The sequence below is a fragment of the Bradyrhizobium quebecense genome, assembly GCF_013373795.3.
Classification (GTDB): Bacteria; Pseudomonadota; Alphaproteobacteria; order Rhizobiales; family Xanthobacteraceae; genus Bradyrhizobium; species Bradyrhizobium quebecense.
In genome coordinates this window covers 1789850-1806843 of record NZ_CP088022.1, presented here as the reverse complement: position 1 = coordinate 1806843, position 16994 = coordinate 1789850, and the positions used below count along the sequence as shown (strand labels likewise).

Sequence of the window (16994 nt, the reverse complement as noted above, 5' to 3'; positions counted from 1 at the left end):
GCAGGACGGCTCATCACCAGGATACCTTGGCTCCGATGAAGCCCGCGATGCTCGGCGTCCGGTACAAATCCGCTCTCACATCGGCCGACACCGAGACGTTTCGATCCAGCGCAACCTTCGCGCCGAGATTGATGCGAGCCAGATCGGTCGGAGCCAGTGCACCATCGATGACAAAGTCAAATCCTGGCGCTGCGATGAACGACGGGTTCACGGTCCGGTGCGGCAGGAACTCGTGAACCCAGGTGGCACGCGCCCACGCAAAGAGCGAGCCGCCATTCGCCAGCAACTGGGTGGTATCGAGCTGTGCGCCGATGAAGGTCGGGACGGAGTTGATGTTGCGGCTCGCGAACGACAGGCCAATGAAACTCGGTGCACCGTTGTTGTTCTCGGTGAAGCCATTCATCCAATACGAGGTGAAATTCAGGCCGGCCAGCGGCGTCACATTGTAGTCGCCGAAGCGGTACTTGTAGCCGCCCTCGAACATGCCGCTGACGGAGTAGCTGTTGAAGGTCCCGAGCAGGTGTTCGGCAAATCCCGGAATCGGCGCAACTGACGACCCGAACAGCGGCGGCAGCACCGTACCAGGAATGGCCGCAAAACGGCTCTCGGTATTGGTGAAGTATTCCAGGCCGAGCGATCCCATGACATAGGCGTTGTCAAAGCGCTTCGCCGCGTAGCCTGCGATGTGGCTTCCCTCGACGCTGTCATTGGTATCGCGCCCGGGTATCTTGACCCACGCCTTGCCATATCCAACCGCGACACCGGCCATCAGGGTCGGATCGAACTGGTAGTCGAGGCCGCTGGTGAAACCACCTCCGGACGATGACGTAGCCGCCGTACCGATCGTCGGATTGCCCGAATAGCGCCAATCGCCTCCGTTCAGCGTGGTCCAGACTCGCCAGGTCCGCTGGCCCGGAGCTTTCGTCGCGTAATTCGGGAAGCCGTTGCCGGGCGCCGCCGCGTAGCTCATCCGACCCCCGTCATAGAAGGTCAGGCTGTTCGGATCGTTCCTGTCATTGTCGAACATCCAGAACCTGGCCTGGCTCAAGATCGACGAGTGGAACATATCGTTGGCCGAGATCGCGGTCTGCTCGACTGCGGCCACGCCTTCGCCCGACAACGTGTCGTACACGGCCCCCAGCACGCCCACGGTCGGCTGATAGAACAACGCGGCCGCGATCGGACGGAAGGTCTGCACATGGGCTGTCTGGATCGCGTTGACTGCGTTGCCGACGGAATGCTGGTTCTGGGTCAAGCCAGAAGGCGAGTAGTCGATCGAGTATTTCAGATCGATATCGGTCGCATTCGGATAGACCAGCGAATACTGCGCAACAGCGGTCTGCTGGGCCTGCGCAACCAGGTTCGGATGGGTCTCGCCGCCGGCAGCCGAAATGATCGTCAGTGTATTGGTGCCCGGTGTCGCGTCACCCGCATTGCCGATATTGACCACAACGGCGCCAGAGACATTCGCCGTTCCCGTCGCGTTCAGCCGATCCGCGGTGGCGGACTTCAGATCCAGATCGACGCCGAAATACCCGCAGGTGCTGGTCGGCAGGCCGAAGGCGCCGCAGGAACCAGCTGTGGTCTGCACGAAGTTTCCATTCAGGTTGGTGGTCAAGACGTTGAACAAGGCGCCCGGCGAGAGCAGGCCCTCGTTGGTCAGGACGTTGCCGGCCGCCGGCCCGCCGAGATTGATCACGGCACCGGCGTCGAACACACCGGCCATCAGCGACGGATTGTTGTTGTAGGGCTTGTTGTCGATCGAGTTCGTGCCGGTCCCGAGGTCGATCGATCCGATCATGTGACCGAAACTCGTGATCGCCTCGTTGCCGACCCCGCCCCTCTCCGCGGTGCCGTTGATGCCAGCCATCGTCGCAAGCAGTGCAAAGTTCGTCAGCGTGTTGTTTGCGCCGCCGACGAAGGTCACCGCGTTGGTCGTCGTTGCACCGTCGCCGCTGCCGAGCACCGACTGAGCGGTGCCGAGCCCGGCGTTGCCGAGCGTGATGCCGATGTTGCCGCCGACACCCAGAGCGTTGACCGACTGGGCGTAGATCGCGGTCGAACCGGCACCGGTCACGACAACATTCGCTTGTGCGTTGATGGTCACCGCACCCGCGACGCCCGCCCCACCGACGCTGCCGGCGAACGGCCCGCTCGAGCCGGGCGCATTTGCAAAAGCGCCACCGCCGACGATGCCGCCGCCGCCCGCAATCGACTGCGCGATGATGCCGTGTGCACCGGCGCCGGTCGTCGTGATCGCCCCATTCGTGGTCACGCTGACGTTGCCGCCATTGCCGCCACCGCCGCCCGCGCCTGCGGTGACTGCCGATACAGCCGCAGTGCCATCCGAGCCAAAGGACATCTGCAAACCGCCGCCGCCGCCGATCGACTGCGCGACGACAGCGTGGGCGCCATTGCCGGTCGTCGAGACCAATTGCGTGGCGATCGTCACCGCGCCGCCATCGCCCGCCGCGCCGCCACCGGCGCCGATCTTGACGCCTCCCGACGAGCCAACGCCGAAGGCTTCGGCGACGCCGCCGCCGCCACCGATCGACTGCCCGAGCACACCGATCGCCCCCGTGCCGGTCGTGAACACCGAGCCGCCTGCGCCCATATTGACCGCGTCGCCCTTGCCGCCGGCGCCGCCGCTCGCACCGATGACGAAGCTCGAGACCACGGGGTTCTGGCTGCCGCCGCTCCAGAAGCCGGCAAAGCCACCGCCGCCACCGATCGACTGGCCGAGCAGGCCGACTGAACCGACACCGCTGGTCGAGACAGTCTGCGTCGCGTTGAAGATGACCGATTGAGCAAGACCGCCTACGCCGCCGAGCCCGCCCACAGTCAAGCTGACGCCGTTGGCGCCCACGCTGGTGCCGGTCGGCGTCGTGAAGCCAACATAGCCGCCGCCGCCACCGATCGACTGCGCCATCAGGCCGGCGGCGAGCGCACCCGACGTTGCGACAGCCCCCGTGAAGCTCGGCAGATTGACCGTCCCGCCATTGCCGACGGCGCCTTCCGAACCTCCAGCAGTAAGGGCAATCCCCAGCGGCGTTCCAGTCACCACGCCGAATGCCAGGACCGCGTTGCCGCCGCCACCGCCGATCGACTGCACCACCGCGCCGGCGGCCAGATTGCCCGAGGTCATGATGTTCCCGGTATTACTGAATGCGACCGCGGCACCCGAGCCGCCATTGGTGCTGGTCCCGCCGGCGATCGCCTTGAGCACACCGACACCGGTACCGACTGAGATGTCTCCGCTGGCGCCGTCCGCGCCGCCGCCACCGCCGATCGACTGACCGATCAGACCAATTGCGCCTTCGCCTGTCGTCGTCGTTGGATTGGCATTGGTGGTGGTCAGAAGATTGCCGTTGCCGCTGATGCCGCCCGTTGCGCCGACCATCGCGGTGATGCCGCCGCCCATCGTCGTCAGCGGATCCGGCACAGAGATCGCACCGTTGCCGCCGCCGCCTCCGATCGATTGTGCCAGCATGCCGTAAGACAGCGCACCCGAGGTGAGCAGCACACCGCCGCTGACGTCGACGATCACCTTGCCCTTGGCGCCGCCCGCTCCGTTCGAAGAGCCGCCGACGTTCACTTCGGCACCGAGCGCGCCGCCGTTCTGCGCCGAGATCGCCCAAGCCGAGTTGCCGCCGCCACCGCCAATCGATTGTGCCAGCACGCTAACCGAATCGTCGGCCAGCGTCTGGATACTACCCGTGCTCTTGACGGTCACATCGCCGCCGTCGCCACCGTTACCGCCGTGGCCGCCGACGTTGTTCGACATCTGCCCGCCACCACCGCCGGTGAGGCTGAGCGCCCCGGCAAATCCGCCCGAGCCGCCACCGCCGCCGATCGATTGTGCGAGCACGCCGACCGAGCCTGCGGCCTTGACGACGATGATGCCGGTGTTGGTGACCGTGACCGCGCCGCCATTGCCGCCGTTGCCTCCACCGCCACCAACGTTCGACACCATGCCGCCCGAGCCGCTCGCCAGTGTGCCGGCCACAGTGAAGCCGCCATTACCGCCGCCACCACCGACCGACTGCGCATAAATGCCGTAGGACAGCTTGCCTTCGGTCACGATCTGACCCGAATTGGTCACCGACACGAGATCGGCCGAGCCACCGCCACCGCCGCCACCGCCGATGCTTGTGGTCGTGCTGTTGCCGCCCGATCCCGAGGCGGCCAGCGAAAAGCCACCATTGCCGCCACCGCCGCCGATCGACTGCGCGAGCACACCGATCGAGCGATCGTTCGTGGTGTGGATCAGGCCGGTGTTATCGACCGTGACCTGGCCACCATTGCCGGCACCGGCGCCCGAGCCACCGACCGTGTTGGTGAGGGTCGATCCATTGCCGACATTGAACGCGCCGGCAAAACCGCCCGAACCACCACCCCCGCCCACCGATTGCGCAAAGACGCCAATCGATGCGGCACCGTTGGTAATGATCTGACCGTCATTGGTGACCTTCACCGCGCTGGCGAGGCCGCCGCCACCGCCCGCGCCGCCACCGACTGTCGAACTGGCATCGCCGCCGAGATTGAGCGTGCCGTCGACCGCAAATCCGCCGTTGCCGCCACCACCGCCGATCGACTGCGCCTGGATGCCGTGGGCCATCGCACCGTCAGTGAAGATGAGCCCGGTCGACGTGTTGGTGACGGTGACGTCAAGACCGATGCCTCCCCCACCACCTGAACCACCGACGGAGGAGCTGGCCGACTTCGCCTGCGAGACGCCACCGCCAATCGCAAAGCCGCCATTGCCGCCGCCGCCACCAACCGATTGCGCAAAGATGCCGGTCGCGCTGGTGCCGGTGGTCGCGATCTCGGCGGTGTTTGTGACGCTCACCGAGTTGCCAGCACCGCCGCCGGCGCCAGCACCGCCGAGCGTGCTGCCGAGGCTCGCACCGCTTGCGCTGACACTGGCCCCAATCGCAAACCCGCCGGCGCCGCCGCCACCACCAACCGACTGCGCGAAGATACCGAGGGCGCCTTTTCCGGTCGTGCCGATATTGGCGTCGTTGGTGACGGTGACGACACCGGCGCCGCCAGCCGCCCCTCCGGCGCCGCCGCCGACCTTCGCATTCGAGTCGTTGTTCAGTGAGGCCGCGGCACCGATCGAGAACGCGCCATTGCCGCCGCCACCGCCGATCGATTGCGCCTCGATGCCGTAGGAGTACATGCCCGACGTCATGATGACGCCGCCTGTGTGATTGTTTACTGTGACGTCGCCGCCGAAGCCCGCCGTGCCGCCATTGCCGCCGACGCTCTGGCTGCCGGCATTCGCGGTCGATCCCGCCGCCGAGATTCCAAACGCGCCGCCGCCGCCACCACCGCCGATCGACTGCGCCAGGATGCCGATCGAACTGTCCTGCTTGGTCACGATCCTTGCGGAGTTCTCGACCGTCACAAGCATAGCGTTGCCGCCGCCGGCGCCGTTGCCGCCGACCGAATTGTCGAGCGCGGAGCCGCTGGCGCTGACCGAAGCGCTGACCGAGAAGCCACCGGAGCCGCCGCCGCCGCCAATCGATTCCGCGAAGATGCCGTGCGCGTTGAAGCCGTCGGTGGTGATGGTGTCGAAATTCTTCACGGTGACCGTGCCGCCGGTGCTGCCGGCGCCTGCGCCGCCGCCACCAACGGTAGACTGCGCATCACCGTTCAACGACAGGCCGGCGCCTATCGAGAAGCCGCCATTACCACCGCCGCCGCCGATCGATTGGGCTTCGATGCCATGGGCAAACGCGCCCTTGGTGTCGATCGTGCCCCCGACATTGTTGTCGACTTCGACGGCCATCGCGAGGCCCGCCGAACCGCCCTGGCCGCCGACGCCCTGGTTCACGCCCTTGGCTGACGAGGCCGCGGCCCCCAGGGAGAATCCGCCATTGCCGCCGCCGCCACCAATCGACTGTGCGACGATGCCGCCGGCGTTTGCGCCATTCGCCGACAATGCGGCGCTGTTCGTGACCGTGACGGTGTTGGCGTCCGCACCGCTGCCGCCATTGCCGCCCGTCGTGTTGTTGATCGCCTTGCCGTTCGAGCTGACGGACACGCCACCTGCGAAACCGCCGGTGCCGCCACCACCACCGATCGACTGTGCCAGAATAGCGATCGTGCCGTCACGCGGACCCAACGTGCCTACGGAGATCGCCCCGGAGTTCGTCACCGTCACACTGCCCGCCTTCTGGCCAGTGCCCGCGCCGCCGCCGGTCGTGCTCGCAGCCGAGTCGGTTCCAACGGAGAGGGAGCCGCTCACCGCAAAGCCGCCATTGCCACCGCCGCCGCCGATCGACTGAGCGAGAATGCCGTGAGACAGCAAGCCAGTCGTGATAATCTGTGCGGCGTTGGTGACCGTGACATCCTTGCCCATGCCGCCGTTTCCGCCCGAACCGCCGACGGTGTTGGTCGAGCTCTTGTCGCTCGAGCTGAACGCGGTGCCGACACTGAAGCCGCCATTGCCGCCGCCACCGCCGATCGATTGCGCGGTGATGCCGGCTGCGTTGTCGCCCAGTGTCAGGATGAGCGATCCGGAGCCATTCAGCCCCGATTGAACCGTGACCGTTCCGCCGTCCGAACCAGGGCCGCCCTTGCCGCCCATGGTGTTGGTGGTGCCATCGCCTCCGAGACCAAGCGCAATACCACCGGAGAAGCCGCCGCTGCCGCCACCGCCGCCGATCGACTGCGCGACGATGCCGCCAGAGCCATTGCCGGTGGTGAGGATGGTGCCATCCGACTTGACGAGGACGTTGCCCGCCGCATTGCCGCCCCGCCATCGCCGCCCGTCGCGTTGGTCACGCCGGCTCCATTGGTCGAGAGCGATCCGGCGATCGCAAAGCCGCCATTGCCACCGCCGCCGCCGATCGACTGTGCGAGAATGCCAAATGACAGATCGCCGCCGGTGGTGATGTTCCCGACATTGGTGACGTGAACGTCGCCGCTGGTGTTGTTGCTGGCGCCGCCCTTGCCTCCGATCGCCTGTGCCGATCCCTTCGAGTCCGACACGGTCGCCGTCGCAGCAATCGCGAAACCGCCATTGCCGCCACCACCACCGATCGACTGCGCGACGATGCCGCTGGAATTCCGGCCTGCAGTGCTGATAGCGCCGTGGTTGGTGACGTCGACCATCAGGATGCCGGCCGAGCCGGAGCTGCCACCCGCGCCCCCGCTGCCGCCGACCGTGTTGTTGGCCGCGTCTGAGCCCGCCGACAGACTGACGCCGATTGAGAAGCCGCCATTGCCGCCGCCGCCGCCGATCGACTGCGCCAGGATGCCGACCGAATTGTCCTTCTCGGTTTTCACCGAAAAGCCGGTCAGGTCGGTCCCTGACGTCTGTTGCGTCGTGACCGTGACCTTGCTCGAGTTGTTCCCGGTGCCACCATTGCCGCCGACCGAGTTCAGGTCAGTCGAACCGCTGTAAGACAGCGATGCACCGATCGCGAAGCCGCCATTGCCGCCGCCGCCACCCAGGGACTGCGCGAAGATACCGGTCGATTCATTGCCCTGCGTGTGCACCTCACCAGTGCTGGTGACCGTCACCGTGCCGCCAGTGCCTCCGGTGCCGCCAGTGCCGCCCTTGGACTTGCCGACCGAGTTGTAGTCCATGGTCGCCGAAGCGGCCAACGAGAAGCCGCCATTGCCACCACCGCCACCGACCGACTGGGCATAGATGCCCATCGAGCTGTCTTTCGTGGTCGTGATGTTGCCGGTGCTCGTCACATCGACCGCGCCACCGGAATTACATTGTCCCCCTCCGGTGCACGAGCCGCCGTTGCCGCCGACCGCGCTCGCGATCGCAGCACCGCTTGCGAGTGCCAGTGAGCCGGAGAAACCGCCATTGCCGCCAGAGCCGCCGATCGACTGTGCGAGAATGCCATCCGAGCTCGGCCCCGACGTGAAGATGTCGCCAGTGCTGCCGACGTGAACGGCGCCCGCCTTCGAGCCGGCGCCGCCGTCGCCACCGAACGCAAACGACGCCGAGCCGCCGCTACTGACCGTGAGCGTGCCGCTGACGGCGAAGCCGCCATTGCCGCCACCGCCACCGATCGATTGCGCGAGGATGCCTGCGGACTGCGCACCGCCGGTGGTGATATTGCCGGTCGAGTCGATGCTGGCGAGACCCGCGATGCCACCGCTTCCGCCAGCGCCACCGAACGCCAGCGAGAGCGCGCCATTTTCAGAGCCGGAGGCCGCAATCGCGAAGCCGCCATTGCCGCCACCGCCGCCGATCGATTGCGCCACCAGGCCATTTGAAGAGAGACCCGACGTCGTGATCGCCCCGGTCGACGTGATCTTGGCCGTGTTGGCGTCGGAGCCAGCACCTCCGGTGCCCCCGAGGCTGATGCCGGCGCTCGCCATTCCGGACCCGGCCGCGGCGATCGCAAAGCCGGCATTGCCGCCGCCACCGCCGATCGATTGCGCGGCGATCGCATCGGAATGATCGCCATGGGTCGTGACCGCGCCATAGCTCGTGACTGTGACGACATCGGAGTTACTGCCGGAGCCGCCATCGCCGCCGAGGCCGACGCTGACCGCACCATAGCCGGCACCGCCGCCCGACAACGAGAAGCCGCCATTGCCACCCTTGCCACCAACCGACTGGGCAAGGATGCCGTTCGAGTTGGCCTGCCAGGTTTCGATCGTATTGCTTGCCGTGGCAGCGCTGTTGTTGTTGACGGTCACCACGCCGCCGGCGCCGCCCGTGCCGCCGCTCGACGCGAACGAAAGATTGACGCTGGCGAGGCCCGCACCGCTGAACGCACCGGCAAATCCGCCATTGCCGCCGCCGCCACCGATCGACTGCGCGAGGATGCCGTTCGATCCGGCGCCGGCGCCGCCAGAGACGCCAGTCGAGATGTTGCCGATGCTGGTCACGGTGACGGCCTTACCGTCAGCGCCATTGGCCCCGCTGCCGCTCTTGTCCAATGCAACCGCGACGCCATTGGTTGCGGCGCCTGCAATCGAGAAGCCGCCATTGCCGCCGCCGCCTCCGATCGACTGCGCGAAGATGCCGTTGGAGAGGTCGTTGGTCGTCGTAATGTTGGCCGTGCTGTAAACGGTCACCGCTGCGGCGTCGTTGCCATGACCGCCATTGCCGCCGAACGCCAATCCAACAGAGGCGAAGGTGGCACCGCCGGTCGCTGAAACCGCGAATCCGCCATCGCCACCGCCACCACCAATCGATTGCGCGAGAATGCCGTTGGAGCTCACGCCATGCGTCGTGATGCTGCCATTGGCGCCGACGAACACGTTGCCGGAGGTGCCGCCAGGTCCGCCCTTGCCGCCCAGCGCGAAAGACTCACTCCCGAACACACCCACCGAGACGGCGACTGCATATCCGCCGTTGCCGCCACCGCCGCCGATCGATTGTGCGACGATGCCCGACGAGCGGGCGCCACTGGTAGTAATGTCACTTGCCGAGATCGCACCGATTCCGTTGCAGGCTGCATTGGCGTTGACACAGACATTGTTGGCGTTGCCACCGGCGCCGCCGCTGCCGCCAATGCCATTGCCGATAAAGATGCCTGCGGAGACCGCACCGGCACCATTGCCGCCGCCGCCGCCGACCGACTGCGCCAGGATGCCGGCCGCGTCATTGCCGCCTGTCGTGATCGATCCGTTGTTCGTCACGGTGACGACGCCGCCGCTGCTGCCGCCTGAGCCGCCGGAACCACCAACTGAGAACAGCGCTGCCGCGCCGAACCCACCGTTGCCGCCGCCACCGCCGATCGATTGCGCCGTGATGCCGGTCGAGAAATCCTTCTCCGTGATGATGGTCGCCGAATTGGTGACAGTGACCGCGCTGCCGTTGACGCCCGCACCGCCCTTGCCGCCAAGCGCCGCAAGCCCGGCCGCGCCACCGCCGCTGCCACCACCGCCGCCGATGGACTGGGCGAGAATGCCTTCCGAATTGGCGCCAAAAGTATGAATCGAGCCGCTCGCAGTGACCGTGACGGCGCTGCCGATGCCGCCGCCGGCACCATCGCCGCCCAGCGAGATCAGGCCCGCGCCGAAGCCGCCGTTGCCGCCGCCGCCTCCGATCGATTGCGCGAGAATGCCGCGCGAGAAATCGCCATGCGTCACCAGCGCGGCGTTGTTCGACCCGACGACGACCTCGCCGCCCGAACCGCCGCCACCGCCGGCACCGCCGATCGCGAAGACACCGACCGACCCGCCGCCATTGCCGCCGCCGCCGCCGATCGACTGCGCAAAGATCGCATCGGCGGCGATACAGGACGTGCAGTTCTGGGAGATGTTGGCGTTGTTATCGACCGTGACCTTCATGGCGTCGCCGGCGGCGCCGCCGCGACCGCCAAGTCCCAACGCGCCGAGCGCGAAGCCGCCATCACCGCCGCCGCCACCGATCGACTGTGCGAAGATGCCGGCCGCCGTCGTCGAGTTCGAAGCATTGGTATAGGAGCCGGTTCCCGTCAGCGTCATCGCGCCGAAATTGTGGACCTCGACCGTTCCGCCATTGTTGCCGCCGCCACCATTGCCGCCGCCGCCAATGAAGCCGACGCCGACGCCGCCGGTGCCGCCGCCCCCGCCGACCGACTGCGCAAAGATGCCTGTCGACTGATTTCCAATAACGGTGAGCGTGGCGCTGTTGCTGACAAAGACGTTGCCGCCGGCACCGCCGGTCGAACCGCCGCCACCGAAGCCGACAACGCCGCCACCATTGCCGCCCGCGCCGCCGCCACCGCCGACGCTCTGCGCGTAGATCGCCGACGCACCCGTTCCGTTGGTGCCGATCGATCCATTTGTTGTCGTAACAGAGACCGAACCACCCTTACCTGCGCTCGAGGAACTGCCACCGAATGAAAGCGCACCGATCGATCCGCCGCCCGAGCCTGCAAAGCCGCCGATGCTCTGTGCGAAAATGCCAAACGCATTGTCGCCCACCGTCGTAATCGTGCCGCCGGACGTAACCTTGACCGTCCCGCCGTCAGAGGCGGCTGCGCCCGAGCCGCCGATGCCGGCAATATTGAGACCGTCCGCGGAGCCGGCCGCGCCACCGGCAGCGCCGACGCTTTGCGCCCAGATTCCGGCCGCGCCCGCGCCGTGTGTTGCGATGTCGAGCACATTATTGATCGTGACTGATTTCGGCGCTCCGCCGTTCTTGCCGTCGCCGCCGACGCCGACTGAGCCGAAGGTGTCACCATTGCCGCCTGCGCCGCCGGCACCGCCGGCGCTGAGGCCCAGGATGCCGTGGGCATTGGTGCCTACTGTCGAAATCAATCCGGCGCCGGTCGTCGTGATGGTGACATTGCCGCCGTCGCCACCGGAGCCACCATTGCCGCCGATACCAGGAACCGGCACGAACAAGACCAACGCGCCGAAGCCGGTTCCGCCATCGCCTCCAGCTTGTCCGATGCTTTGCGCCACGATGCCGGCTGCATTTGCGCTGGTCGCCTGAAAGCCGGCCCCGGGGCCTACGAAATTCACCGCAACGTCTGGCGCGCTCGATCCGCCGGAGCCATTCGTTCCGTGAATCGGCAGGCTCGTTCCGTTAGATGCTTTCCCACCGCCGACCGAGATGTTGGCACTCGCGGTGCCGCCATTCGGCGCTATGTTTCCTGCCAGATTGTTGACGTCGAGCGTCGTGTTTCCGCCGGCCGGGCTGGCGCCGCCATTCGGGAAAGTCGCCGGTGCACCGGAGCAGGTGGTCGTCCCGCCAACCGGCGTATCCTGTTGGCAATCTGCCAATGCAGGCGACGGCGCATCGATGACGGTGAAGAGCAGCAGCGCCAACGCGCACAAAATGCGCAAGGGCAAGGACCATCGGAACTTCAGTTTACGCGGCGTCGACGTCCACGGGGTATGATTGCAAATATTGTTTTGCGTGGACGTACCCGCTCCCCAAACTGTTGGGTTGCGCACGTTACCCTCGAATTAAATTACCTTGGTCGTACGGTCGTGAGCAGCAAAGGCACTTTGCTATCGGCTGCGCCTTGGAAACCTGCAGCCGATCATCGAAAATTAACGAAACAATTGCTACGCGCGAACCTGAGAATCAGCAACCGAGCAGGTCGCAATTCGTCACGGACGGACACGTTTCGTCATCCGGTGTGGCTTTTAGGCCATTCAAGTTCCCAAAATGGATCAGCTACGGCTTCACCATCGCGTCCAACGCTTGCGCCAGCCCGCGAAACGAGAACGGCAGTGTGAGGTCACGATTACTGCCATCCTTGAAGGCAAGACGGCCGCGGCCGGTTTGAGCACGCCATTTCACAAGAATGTCGTCACGCGCCTCGGTATCGGCGAAACAGCCCGACGGCAGGCAACGCCGATATGTGAGGTCCACGGCCTTGTCTTTTTCGTCGACCGACATCTGAACGGGCCCGGCGAACGTCACATTGTTCGGTAGCACGACCACGATCCTCATGCCGGCAGATGGATTGCCGGGCGGACGACCAAATGCGATCTCGGCAATCGGTCCCTGCCCCTGGACTTGCAAGGTCTGCGCAACCTCGCAATTCGTCGTGCTACCACTATCGATGCGGCTGCAACGCATCACCCAATCGCCGAAAGTTGCTGTCGTGTTCTGCGGCAGCGAGCTCACAGGTGGAGCTTCGCTCGGAGTTGGCTGCGGTGAAGCGGCCGGAGCTACGGGAACTGCCGAAGGTTGTGGCGCCGGCGATCGCGGCGCAGCCGGTCGCGTGGGCTGCGGCTGCACGGGAGCCTGAGCGTGAGTTTGCTGGGCGGCACTCAATTGCGCTGCCATCGCCAAGAGCGCGGCGAACAGAATGACGCGCATTGCTGGAAACGAACGCATCGAAGCCCCCCCATTAAAAATTATCCGCCAATGCAGAAAATTTGCATGCGGGCGGCGTGACGTAAACAAAGAAATCGCGGCCAGCGAGTAGCGGAGCGTCGAAGCGATCGACAGATCGATCCCGACGTCAATCTTGGTGGATCTATCCGAGCGTGCTTGCCAAGGCTGCCGAGGACTGCTCAGCAATGGAGATCCTTAATCTCCCCACCGCGCACTTGTCCAAGTCGTACGCGACCTCCGCCGACGCGATCGAGCTCGCAAGATAGCCGACACGGAGTGTTCGCTCGCGCTCGCCTTCAACCGACTTCCTTTTGATCTTCCCGAGCGCGCGTCGTGCAAGCACCACCTTCTAACCGCTTGAAAAGCTTTAACTCTCATTCCAAATCGTCGTCAGTCAGATCGAGCCAGTTTCAACAGGACGGCGGAGGCGCGGCATTGCAGCCAAAGGGCCGGGGCCAAATGGCTGCCTGAGCAAGTTGGCGGACGATTGAGCATGACCAATCGCAGATCCGTCTGTCAGATGTTGCCATACACTGCGGAATCTGCTTCGACAGCGATCATTGGTTGCACGAGCCGGCAGGCCAATAGTTCGAGATGGAGCTTGCGGTAAGCATGAAGGCGGTGCGGTCATCCTCGCATTCCGGTGACCGGTCTGGCCCTAGACCGGCAGCGCGCCGGCCGAAAGCCCCGTCTGCAAACCGACGGCGTAAGGCCGAGCCCGACAAAACCTCTGCAGCCGCAACGCCCAAGTCCGAGCGGTCGCGAGACCTCATCCTGCACTCAGCAGCCCAGCTGTTTCGCCGCCAGGGATTTTCGGCCACGACCCTGCGCCAGATTGCAGCAAGGGCCAAGATCAAGGCCGGCAGCATCTACTACCATTTCGATTCCAAGGAGCAGATTCTCGACGAAGTGCTGGACCGCGGCCTCCGCCACGTGTTCGAGACCGTGAAGAACTCGGTCGAACGTGCCGGAAAAGTATCGCACCGGCGCAAGATTGGTCTTGCGATCGAGGCCCATCTCGTCGCACTGCTCGAGACGAGCGACTTCACTTCAGCCAACATTCGAATCTACGGGCAATTGCCTGAGCAACTGAAGAAGCCGCACCGGCCGCTGCGGCGCGCATACGCGGAATATTGGGACCAACTCTTCATCGATGCCCGCCGCGCTGGCGAGATCCGCGCCGACATGGAAGTGGTGCCATTGCGTATGTTCGTGATCGGCGCTCTCAACTGGACGATCGAATGGTTCAGGCTGGAAAACAGGGATGCCGTGCTCGAATTGGCCCGTCGCACGGAGACGCTGATCTTCGAAGGCGTCAATAAGCCCTGATCCCGGTCTATCTGCCCTGCCAGACCGGATTGCGCTTCTCTGCGAAAGCCTTCGGCCCTTCTATCGCATCGAGACTGGCATAGACCTCGGCGTGCAACTGCTCGGCCGCGATGAGGCCCTGTGCAAGGCCTAGGTCCATTGCGGCAAGCACGCTCCCTTTGGCCGCCTTGACCGACAATGGCGCGCCCTCGACGATCTTTCGCGCAAGTCCAAGCGCGCGTTCGCGTACGGCTTTCGGCGTGTCCTCAAGCGAGTTCAAGAACCCATGTTCAGCGAGCCGCTCGATCGGGACCGTCTCGCCGGTCAGAACCATCTCCATCAGGAGTGGTTGCGGCACCATCCATAGCATCGGCACCGCCCACGGGGACCCGCGCCCCATCTTCACTTCGGTGATCCCCGCACGGGTGCCGCGCAACCCGATCCTCAAGTCGCATTTCAGCGCAAGCATCATCCCGCCGGCCATCAAGGATCCCGTCATGGCAGCAATGATGGGCTTGGAGACTTTCTGCATCGCGTGCTGCATGGGATCACGCATCAGCGTCAGAATATCTACCCCGTCCCTCGCCCGGATCTCTGCGGCTTGCTTCAGATCCAGCCCCGCGCAGAATACCCCGCAATCCGCCGAGGTGAGGATGATCGCGCGGACGGAGGCGTCGGCTTCGACCCTGCTCCAGGCGTCGGTCAGGCCGTTCATCGCCTCAACCGAGAGCGCGTTCCTGCGTTCGGGACGGTCGATGGTCACGGTCGCGATGCCGTCTTCGACCGAATAGCGGACTTGCTCTTTTTCAGCCACGATATCTTCTTTCTTGAATTCTAACATTTGTTAGAATACATCGCCCCACGCCAGATGCAAGAACATGGCGCAGCTCTTGAGGCAGGAGGAAGCAAGATGGCGTATCTCTGGACGCCCCCGCGGAACTGGTGGAGAAGAGCAACCTGAGTGCATTCCTTCGCGCCACGGGGCAGCCGAACTACGACACGCTGGCGGCCAAAGCCGACATAGATCCAGCCTGGCTCGTGCGGGCAGTGTTCGAGTTCTGTGACATCCGCTTCTATCGCAAGCCCGAGAAGATCATGGATCTTGCACGGGGCGAACCGTGGGCGCGCTGGTGCGTCGGCGGGACCACGAACATCGTCCTCAATTGCATCGACAAGCACCGCGGAACCGACGTCTGGGACAGGACATTCCTGGTCTGGGAAGGTGAAGACAGGCGCGAGCAGCGACGATTGAGCTACGACGAGTTCGAATCTGCAGTCGGGCGGCTCGCTTTCGGCCTGCGCAAGCTCGGAATCGGCAAGGGCGACGTCGTTGCGATATATATGCCCAACCTGCCCGAAACCTTCGTGGCTTTCTTTGCGATCCTGAAGATTGGCGCGATCGTGATGCCGCTGTTCTCCGGCTTCGGCCCCGACCCGATCCGGGCGCGGCTCAACCACGGTGAGGCGAAGGCCGTCATCACCGCGAACGGCACCTGGCGCCGGGGCGCCCCGGCTCCGCTGAAATCGGTTCTCGACGAGGCACTCGAGACCGCACCGAGCGTCCGGCATGTGATCGTTGCCGACCGCGGCGGGCTCGGAATCGACACCCCCATGCAGGAGGGACGTGACCACTGGTGGGACGAGATCGCGAATGAGGAGGCGATCCTTCCGACCGTCGAGATGGACGCGGAAGATCCTGCCATCCTTCTTTACACCTCGGGAACCACTGGCGAGCCGAAGGGCTGCGTGTGGACGCATATCAGCTTCATTGGCTCAATGGTGACGCGGGATATGATCATCTGCGGCGACTTCAAGCCAACGGACCTTTTTTTCTTCTTCAGCGACATGGGGTGGATGGTAGGTGCGATGTGCGCCTGCATTCCAAGCTTCGCAGGCGGCAGGCTGCTCGTCGCCGAGGGGACCCCGGATTATCCCGATACGGGACGCTTCTGGCGCCTGATCGCCGATCACCGGGTCACCTATCTCGGTGTTTCGCCGACCATCGTGCGCGGCATGATGCGCTATGGCGAGGAGGTCGAGCAGTACGATCTCTCCAGCCTGCGGATAACGGCTTCGGGTGGCGAGGCCTGGACTGAGACGCCGTGGCGATGGTTCTTCGAGCACGTTTGCAAGTCGAAGATTCCAATCATCAACATCTCCGGCGGAACAGAGGTCGGCGGCTGCATCTTCACCGGCACTCCGAACCATCCGATGAACCCATGTTCGTTCTCCCGGCCGGCCCTCGGAGTCGGTGCGGATATCGTCGACATGGCGGGTAACCCTGTCCCCGACGGCGAGGTCGGCGAGCTGGTGCTGCGTCATGCATCGATCGGACTCACCAAGAGCCTGTGGAAGGGCGACCAGCGCTATCTCGAGAGCTACTGGAACACGATTCCGGGTATCTGGGTGCACGGTGACTTTGCCATGCGCGGCAAGGACGGTCTCTATTACATTCTTGGCCGCTCCGACGACACTCTCAAGATCTCGGGGAAGCGCGTCGGTCCAGCGGAGCTCGAGGGCGTGCTGACCGCAACCGGCAAGGTCGCGGAAGCTGCCGTCTTCAGCGTCCCCCATCCGGTCAAAGGCTCCACTATCGTGTGTGCTTGCGTGCCGATCACGGCTCCGAAAGATTCCCGCGCGCTATCGGAAGAGCTCGCCCAGGCCCTGGTGCACGGAATGGGCGCCTCGTACCGCCCGGAAAGGGTATTGCTGGTCGATGACCTGCCCAAGACGCGCAACATGAAGATCATGCGCCGCGTGCTCCGCGCAGTCTTCGAAGACAAGGACCCCGGCGATCTGTCGGCGCTCGCCAACCCAGAGGCAATCGACCACATTCGCCAGAAGCTCAAGGGGTAGTAACCGACCCGGATTGGCCGAGGCCAGGCGACGCCTGCATAACGTGAAGCAAGGCGTCAGG

At 65.0% G+C, this 16994-nt stretch carries 7 protein-coding genes; 3 read left to right on the top strand and 4 right to left on the bottom strand.

Annotated elements, in window-relative coordinates; genetic code table 11:
* Positions 1-13: 13 nt before the first annotated feature.
* Positions 14-6595: a hypothetical protein gene (locus HU230_RS43605; RefSeq protein ID WP_176532096.1), complete on the bottom strand. Its 6582-nt coding sequence runs from the start codon at positions 6593-6595 to the stop codon at positions 14-16.
* Positions 6535-11439: a beta strand repeat-containing protein gene (locus HU230_RS08300; RefSeq protein WP_176532097.1), complete on the bottom strand. Its 4905-nt coding sequence runs from the start codon at positions 11437-11439 to the stop codon at positions 6535-6537. Before HU230_RS08300 ends, HU230_RS43605 begins: the two co-directional genes overlap by 61 nt.
* Positions 11440-11530: 91 nt before the next feature.
* Between HU230_RS08300 and HU230_RS08295 the strand changes: the two genes are divergently transcribed.
* Entirely contained in the window at positions 11531-11818 is a 288-nt protein-coding gene (locus tag HU230_RS08295) for a hypothetical protein (RefSeq protein ID WP_176532098.1), read from the top strand.
* Between the two features lie 282 nt (positions 11819-12100).
* Here HU230_RS08295 and HU230_RS08290 read toward each other — a convergent pair whose 3' ends face one another.
* A complete protein-coding gene (locus HU230_RS08290) occupies positions 12101-12556 on the bottom strand; it encodes an invasion associated locus B family protein (protein ID WP_176532099.1) in 456 nt (151 codons plus the stop codon).
* 825 nt (positions 12557-13381) lie between these two features.
* Here HU230_RS08290 and HU230_RS08285 point away from each other — a divergent pair.
* Positions 13382-14098 (top strand): TetR/AcrR family transcriptional regulator, encoded by a 717-nt coding sequence (locus HU230_RS08285; protein WP_176532100.1) that lies wholly within the window; start codon positions 13382-13384, stop codon positions 14096-14098.
* Positions 14099-14105: 7 nt separating this feature from the next.
* On the opposite strand, the gene HU230_RS08280 is transcribed toward HU230_RS08285, so the two are convergent.
* The gene (locus tag HU230_RS08280) at positions 14106-14918 is read right to left on the bottom strand and encodes an enoyl-CoA hydratase/isomerase family protein (protein WP_176532101.1); all 813 of its coding nucleotides are present in this window, start codon (positions 14916-14918) and stop codon (positions 14106-14108) included.
* A gap of 101 nt (positions 14919-15019) precedes the next feature.
* On the opposite strand from HU230_RS08280, the gene HU230_RS08275 reads away from it, so the two are divergent.
* Complete coding sequence (locus HU230_RS08275) at positions 15020-16933, top strand: AMP-binding protein (protein ID WP_224943110.1); 1914 nt, start codon at positions 15020-15022, stop codon at positions 16931-16933.
* Positions 16934-16994 lie beyond the last annotated feature (61 nt).

Coding starts and splice junctions, on each gene's coding strand:
- HU230_RS43605 (WP_176532096.1), bottom strand. CDS start 6,595: ATGGGCGGCAAGGGCGGCCCTGGTTCGGACGGCGGAACGGTCACGGTT.
- HU230_RS08295 (WP_176532098.1), top strand. CDS start 11,531: ATGTTGGCACTCGCGGTGCCGCCATTCGGCGCTATGTTTCCTGCCAGA.
- HU230_RS08280 (WP_176532101.1), bottom strand. CDS start 14,918: ATGTTAGAATTCAAGAAAGAAGATATCGTGGCTGAAAAAGAGCAAGTC.
- HU230_RS08285 (WP_176532100.1), top strand. CDS start 13,382: ATGAAGGCGGTGCGGTCATCCTCGCATTCCGGTGACCGGTCTGGCCCT.